Source organism: Halovivax sp., assembly GCA_007119345.1.
Taxonomy (GTDB): Archaea; Halobacteriota; Halobacteria; order Halobacteriales; family Natrialbaceae; genus Halovivax.
Genome location: SKPV01000163.1, coordinates 1 through 14,523, shown reverse-complemented (window position 1 = coordinate 14,523; position 14,523 = coordinate 1). Strand labels below are relative to the sequence as shown.

The 14,523-nt window shown below is 68.2% G+C and carries 12 protein-coding genes, 1 tRNA gene and 1 pseudogene; 9 read left to right on the top strand and 5 right to left on the bottom strand.

Annotated features, from left to right (window positions below):
* A pseudogene (locus tag QZT59_RS11110) lies at positions 1-322 on the top strand (hypothetical protein); the annotation flags it as partial.
* 135 nt (positions 323-457) lie between these two features.
* Here the strand turns inward: QZT59_RS11110 and QZT59_RS11105 are convergent.
* Positions 458-530, bottom strand: a tRNA-Gln gene (locus QZT59_RS11105).
* Positions 531-655: 125 nt separating this feature from the next.
* On the opposite strand from QZT59_RS11105, the gene QZT59_RS11100 reads away from it, so the two are divergent.
* The 3 genes from QZT59_RS11100 to QZT59_RS11090 all read left to right on the top strand — a co-directional run bounded on the left by QZT59_RS11100 (position 656) and on the right by QZT59_RS11090 (position 2,542).
* Entirely contained in the window at positions 656-1,249 is a 594-nt protein-coding gene (locus QZT59_RS11100) for an IMP cyclohydrolase (protein ID WP_290815863.1), read from the top strand.
* Between the two features lie 75 nt (positions 1,250-1,324).
* Positions 1,325-1,984 carry a metallophosphoesterase gene (locus tag QZT59_RS11095; protein ID WP_290815860.1) on the top strand — a complete coding sequence of 220 codons (660 nt, stop codon included), beginning with the start codon at positions 1,325-1,327 and terminating at the stop codon, positions 1,982-1,984.
* A 195-nt stretch (positions 1,985-2,179) separates the two neighbouring features.
* Positions 2,180-2,542, top strand: coding sequence for a hypothetical protein (locus tag QZT59_RS11090; RefSeq protein ID WP_290815857.1), 363 nt, complete (start codon positions 2,180-2,182; stop codon positions 2,540-2,542).
* Positions 2,543-2,591: 49 nt separating this feature from the next.
* Here the strand turns inward: QZT59_RS11090 and QZT59_RS11085 are convergent, their stop codons facing one another.
* Positions 2,592-3,938: a tryptophanase gene (locus QZT59_RS11085; RefSeq protein ID WP_290815854.1), complete on the bottom strand. Its 1,347-nt coding sequence runs from the start codon at positions 3,936-3,938 to the stop codon at positions 2,592-2,594.
* Positions 3,939-4,314: 376 nt separating this feature from the next.
* Between QZT59_RS11085 and QZT59_RS11080 the strand changes: the two genes are divergently transcribed.
* Positions 4,315-5,940 carry a long-chain fatty acid--CoA ligase gene (locus QZT59_RS11080; RefSeq protein ID WP_290815851.1) on the top strand — a complete coding sequence of 542 codons (1,626 nt, stop codon included), beginning with the start codon at positions 4,315-4,317 and terminating at the stop codon, positions 5,938-5,940.
* A gap of 130 nt (positions 5,941-6,070) precedes the next feature.
* On the opposite strand, the gene QZT59_RS11075 is transcribed toward QZT59_RS11080, so the two are convergent.
* The gene (locus tag QZT59_RS11075; protein WP_290815850.1) at positions 6,071-6,637 is read right to left on the bottom strand and encodes a hypothetical protein; all 567 of its coding nucleotides are present in this window, start codon (positions 6,635-6,637) and stop codon (positions 6,071-6,073) included.
* A gap of 187 nt (positions 6,638-6,824) precedes the next feature.
* Complete coding sequence (locus QZT59_RS11070; RefSeq protein ID WP_290815847.1) at positions 6,825-8,003, bottom strand: aspartate kinase; 1,179 nt, start codon at positions 8,001-8,003, stop codon at positions 6,825-6,827.
* 201 nt (positions 8,004-8,204) lie between these two features.
* Between QZT59_RS11070 and QZT59_RS11065 the strand changes: the two genes are divergently transcribed.
* Together QZT59_RS11065 and QZT59_RS11060 are read left to right on the top strand one after the other, a co-directional pair.
* A complete protein-coding gene (locus tag QZT59_RS11065) occupies positions 8,205-8,642 on the top strand; it encodes a hypothetical protein (RefSeq protein ID WP_290815844.1) in 438 nt (145 codons plus the stop codon).
* 256 nt (positions 8,643-8,898) lie between these two features.
* The gene (locus QZT59_RS11060) at positions 8,899-10,677 is read left to right on the top strand and encodes a Cdc6/Cdc18 family protein (protein WP_290815841.1); all 1,779 of its coding nucleotides are present in this window, start codon (positions 8,899-8,901) and stop codon (positions 10,675-10,677) included.
* Positions 10,678-11,281: 604 nt separating this feature from the next.
* Here QZT59_RS11060 and QZT59_RS11055 read toward each other — a convergent pair.
* Positions 11,282-12,253 (bottom strand): S26 family signal peptidase, encoded by a 972-nt coding sequence (locus QZT59_RS11055; RefSeq protein ID WP_290815838.1) that lies wholly within the window; start codon positions 12,251-12,253, stop codon positions 11,282-11,284.
* Positions 12,254-12,403: 150 nt separating this feature from the next.
* Between QZT59_RS11055 and QZT59_RS11050 the strand changes: the two genes are divergently transcribed.
* Positions 12,404-14,032, top strand: coding sequence for a DNA-directed DNA polymerase II small subunit (locus QZT59_RS11050; protein ID WP_290815835.1), 1,629 nt, complete (start codon positions 12,404-12,406; stop codon positions 14,030-14,032).
* 106 nt (positions 14,033-14,138) lie between these two features.
* Complete coding sequence (locus QZT59_RS11045) at positions 14,139-14,429, top strand: hypothetical protein (RefSeq protein WP_290815832.1); 291 nt, start codon at positions 14,139-14,141, stop codon at positions 14,427-14,429.
* Positions 14,430-14,523 lie beyond the last annotated feature (94 nt).

Sequence of the window (14,523 nt, the reverse complement as noted above, 5' to 3'; positions counted from 1 at the left end):
TCCGGGCCCGAACGACGAGGTTCGTGCGACGCTCTCGGAGACCGCCGAGGAGGTTCACGGGACCTGCGCCGAGGGGGACGGGCTCGTGAACGCGGCGGGCCTGGGGACCGGCTCGGGCGGCGGTGGGGACGGTGACTCCGGTTCGGGCGGAAGCAGCGGCGGTTCCGACGGCGGAAACGGCGGGTCCGGCTCCGACGGCGGCGGCTCGACGGGGAGCAACGGCATCGGTGACGGAATCGCGGGGCTGGTCGACGGTCTGTTCTCCCGGCTCCGTAGCTGGCTCGGCAGGCTGCTCGATTGGCTCTCCTGGTCGTTCGGCTGAGGGCCTCCTCGATCGATCCCCTTCACCGGCGCGTCGCGCCGGTGTTGGCGGTCGTCGTGAGTGGTGAATCTCGCGGCTGACGAACCCGCGGGTTCGTGGACGATTACGTCGGAAGAAACCCGGCCCGCACGGAAGTAGACCCACCAGGATTCGAACCTGGGTCGTTGCCCCCAGAAGGCAACAGGATTGGCCGCTACCCCATGGGTCTGCATTCGCGAGAACGGGATTCGGTCACTAAACGCTATCGCTTCGCGGTCCGGCCCGGCCGGTACCCAGATCGCGTCGACGGGAGGAACCGACACCGACTTACGGACCACCGCGCGACGCTCGAGTATGTACGTCGGACGCTTCGTCGTCGTCGGCCCGCAGACCGCGGCCTACCGCGTCTCCTCGCGATCGTTTCCCGACCGCCGGATCGTCGACCGGGACGGCACGCTGACCGTCGGCCCGACCGAGGACGCTCCCGAGACGGACAACCCGTACGTCTCCTACAACTGCCTGCGCGTCGTCGAGACGCCACGCGGCGAGGCGGCGGCGATCGGCAACGGATCCCACGTCGATCCGATCGCCGAGAAGCTCCAGTCAGGCTACCCCGCCCGCGACGCGCTGGCGACGGCGCTGCTCGCGCTCGACTTCGAGAAGGACGACTACGACACGCCCCGGATCGCGGGCGTGCTCGACGCCGGCGGGGGCGCGACGATCGCCACCGTCCGCCGGGACGCCCTCCTGGTCGAGGCGGTCGAGGAGCCGACGCTGGTCGCGACCTACGAGCGCGACGCGCCCGAAGCGTTCGACTTCGATGCGAGCGGGGCCGAGGCGGCGGCCGCCGCGGCGTACGACCTCGACTTCGAGCACGCCGTCTGCGCCGCCGGCCTCTCGCGGGACGGCGACGGCTTCGTGACGGCGATCGAGAACGGGAACGACTGAGCGTCGATCCGTCGGGGAGCGAACGCACCTCAATTCACGAAAACGCCCATACGGCTGGCGGTCGACTCCCCGCCCATGCAGGTCGGTCTCATCTCCGACGTCCACGGCAACCGGATCGCCCTGGAGGCGGTACTCGCCGACATGCCGCCGGTCGACGCCCTCCTCTGTGCCGGCGACGTGGTCGGCTACAACCCCTGGCCCGCCGAGTGCGTCGGGGAACTCCGGGCGCGCGAGGTCCCGACGGTGATGGGCAACCACGACCGCGCCGTCGTCGAGGACACCGCGTTCCGGTTCAACCGGATGGCGAAGGCGGGCGTCGAACACGCCAGACGGGCGCTCGGCGCCGAGGCGCTGGACTGGCTCGAGTCGCTGCCGGTCGAACGCCGCGCGTGCGACGGACGAGTGCGGATCGTCCACGGTCACCCGGACGATCCGGACCGCTACACCTACCCCGAGGACTTCTCGCCCCGGCTGCTCGACGACGAGGACGTCCTCGTCCTCGGCCACACGCACGTCCAGCACGCCGAACGCTACGCGGAGGGGATCGTCGTCAATCCGGGAAGCGTCGGCCAGCCCCGGGACGGCGACCCGCGGGCGGCCTACGCCGTGGTCGACCTCGAGGCCAGGACGGTCGAGACCCGCCGGGTCGCGTACGACGTCGAGACCGTCCAGGAGGCGGTCCGGGAGGCCGGACTTCCGGATCGGATCGCGACCAGGTTGGCCCGTGGAGAGTGACCGTCGGGCTCCGGATCCGGCGGAGGCCTCTCCGTCGCGGGCGGCCAACTGACGGGAACCCCCGAACGCGGCCGAACAGTCCCGGAATCGTGAACGCGGCCGAACAGTCCCGGAATCATGAACGCGGCCGAACAGTCCAGAGATCGTGAACGCGGCCGAACTGATTTGAGCGGGGCCGTGGTACGTCTCCGCGCAATGTCGCTACAACGGATACTCACGGGCGATCCCGGCCGAACCTCGCTGATCTACCTCGGAATCGGGGCGATCTCGCTGGCGAAGGCGATCGCGCTCCGGGACGACAGCGAGCGGTTCCGGCGGGAACTGGCCGACGCCGCCCTCTTCATCGGGGTCGGGCTCGTGCTCCGGCGGTACAGCACGATGAAAGCGCAAAAGCGTGAGGAGCTCCGCGAGGCCGTTCCCGCCTGGGTCCTCGGCGGGGAGAAGGGCGACCCGGTCGGCGGGGTTCGCGAGCTCGCGATGCGGCGGTTCGGCGCCGAGCCGGAACCCGAACGCGAACCGTCGATCGCCGAGCGGGCGCGCCGGATGATGGCCGACTGATTCGGGTTCCCGGTCGTTTTTCGCGTCGATCCGGGCCCCCGGCGTCGGCTCAGGACTCGACGGGCTCCAGTTCGGCCGTGAAGTGTCGGATCTCCGGTACCGGCGGCTCCGTCGCCAACCGCAGCCCGGTCACCTCCTCGCGGCGGTCGAGCACGGCGGCGACCGTCTCCGCGACGTGTTGGAAGTGGTCGCGGCCGTACGTCCGCCGCGGAACGGCCAGCCGGACGAGTTCGGGCCGGTCCGTGTCGGGGAACGCGAAGCTCCCGAGTTCGACCCCTCGCACGCCGCCCTCGCGGTAGAGTTCGCAGACGAGCGCCTGGCCCGGGAACTTCGCGGCCGGGACGTGAGGCAAGCAGGCGGCCGCGTCCAGGTAGACCGCGTGGCCGCCCACCGGCTCGTAGATCGGAACGCCCGCGTCGGTCAGGAGGTCACCGAGCTGGGCGACCGCGTCGACTCGGCCGGCGACGTAGGCCTCCTCCACGGCCTCGCGGAGGCCGACCGCCATCGCCTCCATGTCGCGGCCGGCCATCCCCCCGTACGTGGGAAAGCCCTCGTAGAGGATGGCGCGCTGCTTGCACGCCTCGGCGAGGCGCTCGTCGTCGGTCGCGACGAAGCCGCCGACGTTCGACAGCCCGTCTTTCTTCCCGCTCATCACGAGGGCGTCGGCGCACCCCAGTTGCTCGCGGGCGATCTCGGCGACGGTCGCGTCGGCGTAGTCGGACTCGCGCTCCGTGACGAAGTGGGCGTTCTCGGCGAAGCGGCAGGCGTCGATCACGAAGGTCGCGTCGATCTCCTCGGCGAAGCGGGCCGCGTCGCGGGTGTTCGCGACGCTCACCGGTTGCCCCGCCGCGGAGTTGTTGGTGATCGTCAGGATCACCAGCGGGACGCGGTCGGCGCCGACCTCCGCGACCACCTCGCGAGCGCGTTCGATCGAGAAGTTCCCCTTGAACGGCGCGTCCGCCTCCGGATCGCGGGCGTCCGCGACGGGACAGTCGACCGGGTCGGCGCCCTGGTTGGCGACGTGGGCCCGCGTGGTGTCGAAGTGGGTGTTGTTGAGCGCGACGTCGCCCGGCTCGAGGAGCGTCCCGTAGAGGACGTTCTCGGCGCCGCGGCCCTGATGGGCCGGGATCACGTGCGGGAAGCCCATCACGTCCCGGACGGCCGCTTCGAGGCGCTCGAAGCTGCGCGAGCCGGCGTAGGATTCGTCGCCGCGGTGCAGCGCCGCCCACTGTTCCTGGCTCATCGCGCCGGTGCCGCTGTCGGTGAGCAGGTCGACGTAGACGTCGTCCGCGGCGAGGTTGAAGAGGTTGTAGCCCGCCGCCGCCAGATTTCGCTCGCGCTCGGTTCGGGAGGGCAATCGGATCCGCTCCGCGACTTTCGTCCGGTAACTGACCATGTCGACTCACGGGGCGGCGGGCAGTTCAATTCGAGTGACGGACCCTGTTCCCCAGGGCGGGGACGGCGACCGCAACGGCGGGGTTCGACCATCACCCGACGAATCCGTGCGGACGCTGCCGGATGGCGGCGCCGGCGGACGATCGCGACGGACGTTCCCCACACCGGGACGATAACGGGACGCCGGGACGATCCCCGCCGCGTTCCGTCGCTCGGTGGCCGATCGAACCGAACGACGATCCGCCGCTCGACGACGTGGGTTCGTCTCCGGTCCGTCTCTCGACGACGAGGGCCCGTCGGCGATCGGTCGTCCACCGACCGAGACGAACCAGTTCCGACACAAAACTGTTAACAGACGTCTCGTTGCACGTGAACATATGCCAGGATACGATCAGACCCTGCAACCGTTCCTGTGGCGCGCCGAGCGGCTCTACCCTGGACGGGAAGTCGTCGCTCGGACGGCCGACGGGATCGAGCGCTACACCTACCGGGAGTTCGGCGACGCGTGCCGACGGCTGGCGAACGCCCTCGACGCCGCCGGGATCGGCGAGGGCGACCGCGTCGGGACGTTCTGCTGGAACCACCACCGTCACGCCGAGACGTACTTCGCCGCGCCGAACGTCGGCGGCCAGCTGCACACGATCAACCCGCTGCTCCCGCCCGAGCACGTCCAGTATATCGTCCGCAACGCGGCGGATCGCGTCCTCTTCGTCGATCCATCGCTGCTCGGGGCGCTCGAAGCCGCCTACGACGAGGAGGCCTTCGCGTCGGTCGAGCGGTTCGTCGTCGTCGGCGACGCCGTTCCGGAGACCGCGCTCGAGCCGGTCACCGACTACGACTCCTTCGTCGGCGCACACGACGCCGAGTACGACTGGCCGGAACTCGACGAGGAGCTGCCGGCCGGGATGTGCTACACCTCCGGAACGACCGGCAAACCGAAGGGGGTCGAGTACACCCAGCAGATGCTGTGGGCGCACACGATGGCGACGCTCACGCCCGCGGGACTCGGCATCGACGACTCGGACGTCGTGATGCCCGTCGTCCCGATGTTCCACGTGAACGCGTGGGGCCTGCCGTTCTCGGCCACGGCGGCCGGGGCGAAGCACGTCTATCCCGGCCCCTCGCCCGATCCCGCCGATCTGGTCTCGCTCGTCGAGGAGGAAGGCGTGACGCTCTCCGCGGGCGTCCCCACCGTCTGGCTGGGCATCCTCGAGTTCCTCGAGGAGCACGACGCCGACCTCTCCTCGCTCGAGCGGATCGTCGTCGGCGGCAGCGCCGCGCCCGAGAGCCTGATCCGCCGGTACGACGAACTCGGCGTCGAGGTCGTCCACGCGTGGGGGATGACGGAGATGTCGCCGATCGGGACCGTCGCCCATCTCAAGGAGGGGCTCGAAGGGGTCCCCCACGAGGAGCGCTACGCGAAACAGGCCAAGCAGGGCCTGCTCGTCCCCGGCCTGGAGATGCGCGTCGTCGACGACGACGGCGAGGAGGTCCCCTGGAACGGCGAGGACTTCGGGGAGCTGTGGGTCCGCGGGCCGTGGGTCACCGACCGCTACTTCGAGCGCCCCGACGCCACCCAACAGGACTTCGAGGGGTCCTGGCTGAAGACCGGCGACATCGTCACCGTCGACCCGGAGGGCTACGTCCAGATCGTCGACCGCGCCGGCGACGTCATCAAGTCCGGCGGGGAGTGGATCTCCTCGGTCGAGGTGGAGAACGCGATCATGGCCCACGACGCCGTCGCCGAAGCGACGGTCATCGGCGTCCCACACGAGAAGTGGGGTGAGCGACCCGCGGCGTTCGTCGTCCCCGCCGACGACGGAGTCGATCGCGAGTCGCTCGCGGACGAACTCACGTCGCTGATCGCCGAGGACTACCCCGACTGGTGGACGCCCGACGCCGTCGAACTGATCGCCGAGATCCCGAAGACCGCTACCGGAAAGTTCGACAAGAAGGTCGTCCGTGAGGAGCACGCCGATCCGGAGCTGCTCGCGGAGGACTGACGATCGCGCACGGGCTCGGCCGGTCCCCAATTGTCGTCTCGAACCGGGACGACTGCCGGATACCGTCTCGAACCGGGCCGACTGCCGGATACCGTCTCGAACCGGGCCGACTGCCGGATACCGCTACAGGTCAGGAGGCCCACCCAAAGACCGACGAGGCGAATTCCGACCCCCGTCGCCGGTCCGGTCCACCCGGCGTCGAGGCGGCGTCGAGGCCGGCGCCGAACGCGTCGTTCGACACGCGGTCGCCCGCCGGATCCGGGCCGACGAGGACGAGTCCGTCTCGTTCGCGAGTTTCCGCCGCGGACAGCTCGTCCAGTCCGAGGAACTCGTCGATGGCGACCCCGTCTCCGGGGAGGACGTCCACCGTCGGATCGCTCACCACTGTGTCGCCGAGGTCGTCGGCGTCGCCCGGTTCGACGGCGTCGCCCTCCGTCGGGTCGACGTCGGCCGCTACCGGGCCGGCGTCGCCCGCCGCCTCCGCGTCGATCCGATCGAGCTGGACGTCGGCCAGCTCGCCGAGCAGCTCCGCCGCCGTCTCGACGTCGGCGTCGAGCTCCTCGTCGGTCGTCGGATCGTGATCGCCGGGGCCGTCGACGAGCTCCTCCAGCGTCTCCGCGCCGTAGGACGTGATGATGGCGTCGGGATCGGGCTCGACCTCCTCGAAGACTTCCGTGACGGGGACGTTGTCGCTCATGGGGTCTCGACTCTCGGCTCCAACGAACCGGTCCTTGGTTACGGCCCCGCTACCGCCGAACGGTCCGGTCGAGGTCGACGGGGCGCCGCCGGCAATATCGCGTTATAGATCCCCGCACGCCGCCCTCGCGTGACGGGAAACGAGACGTTTCGGCGGATCTAGGTGAGGTCCTGGCGTTTCGGCGGTGCTAGAAGAGGTCCTGGACGAGTTCGAGGCTCTCCTCGCGGTCCGCCCAGTCGACGAAGATGGCCACGCTCGTCGCGGAGGTGATCAGGTCGTGGATCTGGATGCGCGCCTCGGCGAACGGCTCGACGATCTCGTTGATGACCCCCGGCTGGGTCGGCAGCTCGCCGCCGGTGACCCGCACCACCGCGAGCGGCTCGTCGACGGTGACGCTCGAGAGGGCGTCCTGCTCGATCACCTGGCGGTGGAGGATGTTCTCGGCGCGCTCGGCGTGGTCGCCGTCGACGTAGAACGTGACGCTGTCCATCCCGCTCGCGACGGCGTCGATGTTGATCTCGGCGTCGCTGAGCGGGCCCGAGAGCGAGCGGAAGACTCCCGCCTCGTTGCGGATCGCCCGGCCGGCGACGGTCAGGCACGCCAGCGGGCGCTCGCGCATGTCGACCAGATTCTCGAACTCGCCCTCGACGCGGGTGCCGCCGGCGAGCAGGTCGCCGTGCTGGTAGTGGACGACGCGGACGTTCAGCCCGCCGTCCTTGTACGACAGCGCCGACGGGGCGACGACCTCCGCGCCGCGAAACGAGAGGTTGCGCAGTTCGTCGACCGAGATCTCCGCGACGTTGCGCGCCCCTTCGACCACGTGGGGGTCGCCGGTCATCACGCCCTCGACGTCGGTGACGATGACGACCTCGTCGGCGTCCATGTAGTTGCCGAGCATGACCGCCGTGGTGTCCGAGCCGCCGCGGCCGAGCGTCGTGATGGTGCCGTCGGGCCCCTCGGCCAGAAAGCCCGCGATCACCGGCACCGTCTCACCGAGCGAGTCGACCAGCGCCGCGGCCCGTCGTCGGGTCTCGTCGACTTCCACCTCGCCGTACTCGTCGGTGACGACGGGCCAGTCGTCGTCGCCGGGCTCCAGGAATCGCGCGTCGACGCCGCGGGCCGAGAGCGCCGCTTTCAGCATCCGGACGGAGGTGCGCTCGCCCATGCTGACGATCTGGGCGCGGTCTCGCTCGGCCACGTCGAACGTGATCTCCGCCAGCAGGTCGTCCGTCGTCGATCCCATCGCGCTCGCGACGACGGCGAGTTCGTGGCCGTCTTCGACCGCCGCGGCGATCGAGTCGGCCGCCCGGTTGATCCGATCGCCGTTCCCGAGGCTGGTGCCCCCGAACTTCGCTACGACGCGCATGCGAACACCCCCGGTCCGGTCCCGTACTCCGTCATGCCCGTCCGTATCAGCGGCGCGCTCATAACCCTGTCCGTATTCCACGAAATTTACCCGTATCACGGCCGCGACGGGCCGTCGGCCGTCGATCCGCCGACCTCGCCGACCGACCGGCGGCGACCGCCGGCCGGGATTTATTGTCGTGCGGATCAATACCACACCTCGATGCACGTACGCGACGCTCGCGAGGCCGACGCGGACGCACTCGCCACCATCGCGGACTCGCCGACCGACGTGATGCGCAACCTCGTCCACGACCGAACGGTGCGCGTCGCCGAGGACGAGGCGGCGGCGTCGGACGTCGACGCGTCCAACGGCCGATTCGCCGGTTCCGATCCGGAGGATATCCTCGGCTTCGTCAGCTTCGACGCGCGCGACGAGGTCGTGTACGTCACCCAGATCGACGGGACGCCGGAGGCCTGCCGACGGCTGCTCGACGAACCCATCGCGTTCGCCGAGCACGAGTCGATGAGCGTCGAGGCGCTCGTGACCACCCGTAGTCGGGCGGTCACCGACGCTCTCTCGGACCACGGATTCGACGAACGCGGGCGCGGCCCCCGGTTCGAGGGCGCCGAGACGGTACGGTTTCGACTGGAACCGTGACGTATTGATCCGCGAACCGTTTCCGTCCCGCCGCAGTCCGGCGATTTCGTCCGTTTGCTCTCGGCTTCCCCGACAGTACGCTCCCGCTGAAAGAACACATTTAATAGGTAGCTGTTCATCTGGTTCGTCTGCATCAACTGGACCTGAGCACGGATGAATATCGTCGAGATATTCATTCACAGCCCGTCAGCACCGAACGCACGGCGGATGCGCCTCGGACACTCCAGGTGAAACGAAGGGGGAACACGTACGACGGATGGCAGACGACGACCCACACGACGGCGGCCCCGACGACGGCATCAGCTTCGGGTCGACGCCGGGGTTCCGCGCGGATATCGAGGAAGCAGAGTTACACGAGGAGGATCACAACCGCGGCCTGTTCGACGACCTGCTGAGCGGCGAACCGATCTTCGAGAACAAGGAGGTGCTCAGACCGTCGTACACGCCCCACGAACTCCCGCACCGCAGCGACCAGATCAACAAGATGGCCACGATCCTCGTGGCCGCGCTGCGCGGAGAGACCCCGTCGAACATCCTCATCTACGGAAAGACGGGGACCGGAAAGACCGCCAGCGCGAAATTCGTGAGCAAGGAGCTGGAGACCACCTCCTCGAAGTACAGCGTCCCGTGCGACGTCGAGTACATCAACTGCGAGGTGACCGACACCCAGTACCGGGTGCTGGCCCAGCTCGCGAACAAGTTCATCGAGAAGAACGAGGCGCGCATCGACGATCGGATCGACGAGCTGGAGGCGCTCCGGGAAGCGACCGTCGACTTCGAAACGGACGCGCCGATCGCCCCGGACCATCCCGACGCCGGCGACGACGGCGCCGACGATCGATACATCGCCGAGCCCTTCGAGCCGGCAACGGTCGATCCAGTGGACGCCGAATCGGTCGGCACCGACGACGCGTCCGACCCGACTACAACGCCGGAAACTGACGGGGCCACCGACGACGAACGCCCAGATCTTCCCGTCGATTCTGAACCCGGGGTAGAACCCGATCAATCCGACGAATCCGATAGTTTTGCACCCGAAACGAGGGGGTTCGTCGACCCCGATGCGCACCCGCTCGCCGATACCCCCTTCTCGTCCGTCGGCGACGTCGGCCAGCGGATCGGGGAGCTCGAGGCGGACAGGGAGTCCTTCGAGGAAGTCCCCATGACCGGTTGGCCGACCGACCGCGTCTACAGCGTCTTTTTCGACGCCGTCGACTACTCCGAGCGTGTCGTCGTCATCATGCTCGACGAGATCGACAAACTCGTCGAAAAGAGCGGAGACGACACGCTCTACAACCTCTCGCGGATGAACTCCGAGCTCGAGAACTCGCGAGTGTCGATCATCGGGATCAGCAACGACCTGAAGTTCACCGACTTCCTCGACCCGCGGGTCAAGTCCTCCCTCGGCGAGGAGGAGATCGTCTTCCCGCCCTACGACGCGAACCAGCTGCGGGACATTCTCCAACACCGTGCCGACGTCGCCTTCAAGGAGGGCGCGCTTTCGCCCGACGTGATCCCACTGTGTGCGGCGTTCGCGGCCCAGGAACACGGTGACGCCCGCCGCGCGCTGGACCTGCTCCGGACGGCGGGAGAACTCGCCGAGCGAGCCCAGACCGACACGATCGTCGAGGAACACGTCAGGCAAGCACAGGACAAGATCGAGCTCGACCGCGTGGTCGAAGTGGTCCGGACGCTCCCCACCCAGAGCAAACTCGTCCTCTTCTCGATCATCCTCCTCGAACAGAACGGCGTCCACAGCATCAACACCGGCGAGGTGTACAACATCTACAAGCGTCTCTGCGACGAGATCGACGCCGACGTCCTCACCCAGCGTCGAGTCACCGACCTCATCAGCGAACTCGACATGCTCGGAATCGTCAACGCCGTCGTCGTCTCGAAGGGTCGGTACGGCCGGACGAAAGAGATCAGCCTCTCCGTTCCACTCGAAGAGACCGAGGTCGTCCTTCGCTCGGACTCCAGACTGAGCGATATCGACGACGTCACCCCCTTCGTACAGGCGAGATTCGACAACTGACCGGCGACCGCTCGTCCGATCGGCACCCCATCGTTTCAACTGCAGCGGCGGTCACCGCAGCCGCCGCCGCTGGCCCATATCGGTTCGAACGTTCCGTCCGCGCTCTCACCACCAGACCACGGCGTGCAATTCCGTCCGTTCTCTCGCCATCACGCCTCCCTCGTCCGAGAACGCACGTCTCGTCGCGTCCGGAATCCGGGTGTCGGTCGTGGGAGATGGAACGAGTCGTCCGACGGTCGGGGAATTCCGCGCTGTGGTCGTGACGCGCCCGACGGTCCGCGCATCCGCCACCCCGTAGTGAGGTGGCCCGCCGTTCGGGATCGATCCGTCGCGCCGCGGTAGTCGCGATGCCCCGAACGATGATCGCCGTCGACCGGCGGACACCGTCCATATCCGGACATTTCGCCTGTAGCTTGCTAACGAGCCACGTGCTCCCGGAACGTCCGTTTCCAGAGCCGAGCGTCTCGGCGTCGTGGAGTCCATACCGGATCGCCTCGGCGGCGTGGGATCCATACCGGACCGTCTCGAGGGCGTCATTCCATACCGGATCGCCTCGGGGAGGTCGGGTACCCGATGCGGTCGGTTCGGTGGGCGTCGATACCCGTTAGGGCCGGCCGGAGGGCCGAACCATCGCCGCGGCGGTGAGCATCCCGACCAGTCCGGCGACGGCGCCGACGGCCGTCCCGCCCGGTCCGGCCAGGAGGACTTCGTCGACGGTCAAACGGATGTAGCCCAGCCACGGGATCCGGTAGTGAGCCTTCCCTTCGATCCAGTCGGCTTTGATCACGGTGGTATCCGCGCCGGAGCCGACCTGGTCGTACCCGCCGTTGGCGTCTCCGCGCGTGATGAACCCGTCGTGGGGGGCGGGACACGTGTGGACCTGTTCGCACGATTGAGCGTTCGTGAGCGCAGGATCCGCCCGATCGTCGATCCAGTTCTCGTCCTCCTCGACGAAGTAATAGGCCCGATGTATCACCGGCGTCTCGCGCTCGTCGCCGTCGGGCTGGAAGATGATCACGTCCCCCGACTCGCCGAAGGTCGAATGACCCGACTCCGCTCCGCCCTCGCGCGTGACGACGCCGGTTCCCGCGACGTTCCCGTCGCCCACGAATCGATCGTCCGCGACGACGAAGATCATGTCGCCTCGCTCCATGTTCGGCTCCATACTCCCGCTCTCGACGGCCACCAGCGGCGGCCAGACCCCGCTGATCCCGAAGAGGAGCAGGGCGATCAGGGCCACGACCCCCACGCTCGTCACGATGTCGCGAGCGTAGACGACGCCGCCCTCTTCGGATCTGAGGAACCATCGGAGGACGCCGTCGTCCTCGATCGAAACCGACGAGTTCCGGACGGCGCCGGCCGTCGTGCCGGGGCCGTCGGTCGGCGGCGTACGTCCGTCGCCGTCGGTTCCGAGCGGGGTCGATCCGTCCCCGGCCGCTCCCGTCCCGTCTCCTGGCGGGCGCTCCGGATCGTCGGCGCCGGCTCGCGAACCGTCGCCGTCGACGTTGGAGTCGGAGCCCGCACCGTCGTGTCGGTCCGGATCGTCCCGCGACGCTCCGGAACCGGAACCGGTCATCGAATTCCCGTTGACCGGGCCGGGAAATCAACCTTCTGCTCTGGCCGCCGGCGGCTCGGGTACCGGCGACTGATCGCGTCTCCGAGCGTCGACCGCCGCGACGGTCGCGGGTTTCAATACGTTTTTGCCGCCGCCCGCGAATTTCGCTGTGTGCCACTGGAGGGACCCGCCCGGATCGTCCGCGAACTCACCAGTCGCGGGTACAATGCCGAGCGAGAGGCGGTGACCCTGATCGCCTCCCGACCCGACGCCGGCTCGGCCCTCGAGCGCGTGCTCGAGCAAACGCCCGACGACGCGCTCGTGATCACGACCGACGACGTTCGATCGATACTCGACGGTTCGCCGTCGGCGCGGACCGACCGGGCCGAGACGAGACCGCCGGAAACGGTGTCGAACCCACCCGAATCGTCCGAAGCGGGGCCGTCCGAAACCGGGTCGTTCGAGAGCGATGCCCGGGACGGGGCGATTCAGAACCCCTCCGTTTCGACTGGAGAATCGAACCGCGAATCGGGAGATGGTGACGGTGTGGTTCCAGTCGAAACGGGGGGGTTCGAGCGGTCGGTCGATCCGGACCGCCGAGAGGTCGCGATCCGGAACGACATGACCGGCGAGAGTACCGGTACCGGCGAGTACCGAGACTTCGTCGCGGTGTTTCGCGATCGACTGGAGCGCCTCGGTGCGAAGCTCCGGGGGCGGGTCAATCACCGGCCGGCGTCCTCGATCGAGAGTATGCCGGGCGGGAGCGAGGTCGCGATGGTCGGCATGGTCAACGACGTGCGTTCGACCAAGAGCGGTCACTGGCTGGTCGAACTCGAGGACACGACGGGGGCGTTCCCCTGGCTGGTGATGAAAGATCGCGAGTACGTCGATCTGGTCGAGGAACTGCTGTGCGACGAGGTGATCGCGATGGAGGGGACGCTGTCGGACGACTCCGGGATCGCGTTCGTCGATTCGATGTACTTTCCGGACGTGCCCCGGACCAACGAGCCGTCGACCGCCGATCGCCACGTCCAGGCGGCGCTGATCAGCGACGTTCACGTCGGGAGCGACGAGTTCATGGCGGACGCCTGGGATCGGTTCGCCCGGTGGCTCCACACCGAACCCGCCGAGCACGTCGAGTACCTCCTGATCGCCGGCGACATGGTCGAGGGCGTCGGCGTCTATCCCGATCAGGACGAGGAACTCGAGATCGTCGACATCTACGATCAGTACGACGCGTTCAACGAGCACCTGAAGGCCGTCCCCGGGGACCTCGAGATCGTCATGATCCCCGGGAACCACGACGCCGTCAGGCTGGCCGAACCACAGCCCGGCTTCGACGAGGAGCTCCGCCAGATCATGTCGGCTCACGACCCGCGGATCGTGAGCAACCCGTCGACGGTCGAACTCGAGGGCGTCTCGATCCTCATGTACCACGGCGTCTCCCTGGACGAGGTGATCGCGGAACTGCCGGCCGAGAAGGCGAGCTACGACGAGCCCCACAAGGCGATGTACCAGCTCCTGAAAAAGCGCCACATCGCACCCCAGTTCGGCGGTCACACCCGACTCGCCCCCGAGGAGCGCGACTACCTGGTGATCGAGGACGTCCCCGACATCTTCCACACCGGTCACGTACACAAGCTCGGCTTCGGAAAGTACCACGACGTGCTCGCGATCAACTCCGGCTGCTGGCAGTCCCAGACGGACTTCCAGAAGAGCGTCAACATCGATCCGGACGCCGGATACGCGCCGATCGTCGACCTCGACACCCTGGAGGTCACGGTCCAGAAGTTCAGCTGATCCCGGACGTCGCGTTCGACCGCCACGACCGGATTCGATCGACCCCTCGCAGGTGCAGGGCGTGGCGTTTCCCCCGCGTACAGCGTACCGACGCCGGTGAACTCGTATGGACGAACCGGACCAAGAGCCCACGGAGAAGCCGACCGAAACGAGTCGGGAAGCGAAGCAGGAAGGGGAGTGGATGACGCGGAACTGGATCGCGATCGCCTCGATTTCCATCCTCTCGCTCGTGGGGATCATCTTCCTCACGATGGTGTTCACGGGCCTGGTCGACGTACCCGTCCCCGGGGTCGGTGACGGAGCGGCCCAGTGGATCACCGCGGCCGTCGTCGTGATCGCCGTGGCTACGGTCGCCGCGTGGGGATGGCGGAGCGTGGCGGCTTCTCCGGGTAAGTGAGCGAGAAATTGCGACACCAGCGCCACCCCATCCCGGAGCCGTCGTATCGTTTTTCCTGGATCCGTCGTACCATTTCTCTTAGACTCGGCGTGCC

Excerpts from the sequence above, each read along its gene's own strand:
- QZT59_RS11100 (WP_290815863.1), top strand. The coding sequence starts at position 656 with ATGTACGTCGGACGCTTCGTCGTCGTCGGCCCGCAGACCGCGGCCTAC.
- QZT59_RS11095 (WP_290815860.1), top strand. The coding sequence starts at position 1,325 with ATGCAGGTCGGTCTCATCTCCGACGTCCACGGCAACCGGATCGCCCTG.
- QZT59_RS11090 (WP_290815857.1), top strand. The coding sequence starts at position 2,180 with ATGTCGCTACAACGGATACTCACGGGCGATCCCGGCCGAACCTCGCTG.
- QZT59_RS11085 (WP_290815854.1), bottom strand. The coding sequence starts at position 3,938 with ATGGTCAGTTACCGGACGAAAGTCGCGGAGCGGATCCGATTGCCCTCC.
- QZT59_RS11080 (WP_290815851.1), top strand. The coding sequence starts at position 4,315 with ATGCCAGGATACGATCAGACCCTGCAACCGTTCCTGTGGCGCGCCGAG.
- QZT59_RS11075 (WP_290815850.1), bottom strand. The coding sequence starts at position 6,637 with ATGAGCGACAACGTCCCCGTCACGGAAGTCTTCGAGGAGGTCGAGCCC.
- QZT59_RS11070 (WP_290815847.1), bottom strand. The coding sequence starts at position 8,003 with ATGCGCGTCGTAGCGAAGTTCGGGGGCACCAGCCTCGGGAACGGCGAT.
- QZT59_RS11065 (WP_290815844.1), top strand. The coding sequence starts at position 8,205 with ATGCACGTACGCGACGCTCGCGAGGCCGACGCGGACGCACTCGCCACC.
- QZT59_RS11060 (WP_290815841.1), top strand. The coding sequence starts at position 8,899 with ATGGCAGACGACGACCCACACGACGGCGGCCCCGACGACGGCATCAGC.
- QZT59_RS11055 (WP_290815838.1), bottom strand. The coding sequence starts at position 12,253 with ATGACCGGTTCCGGTTCCGGAGCGTCGCGGGACGATCCGGACCGACAC.
- QZT59_RS11045 (WP_290815832.1), top strand. The coding sequence starts at position 14,139 with ATGGACGAACCGGACCAAGAGCCCACGGAGAAGCCGACCGAAACGAGT.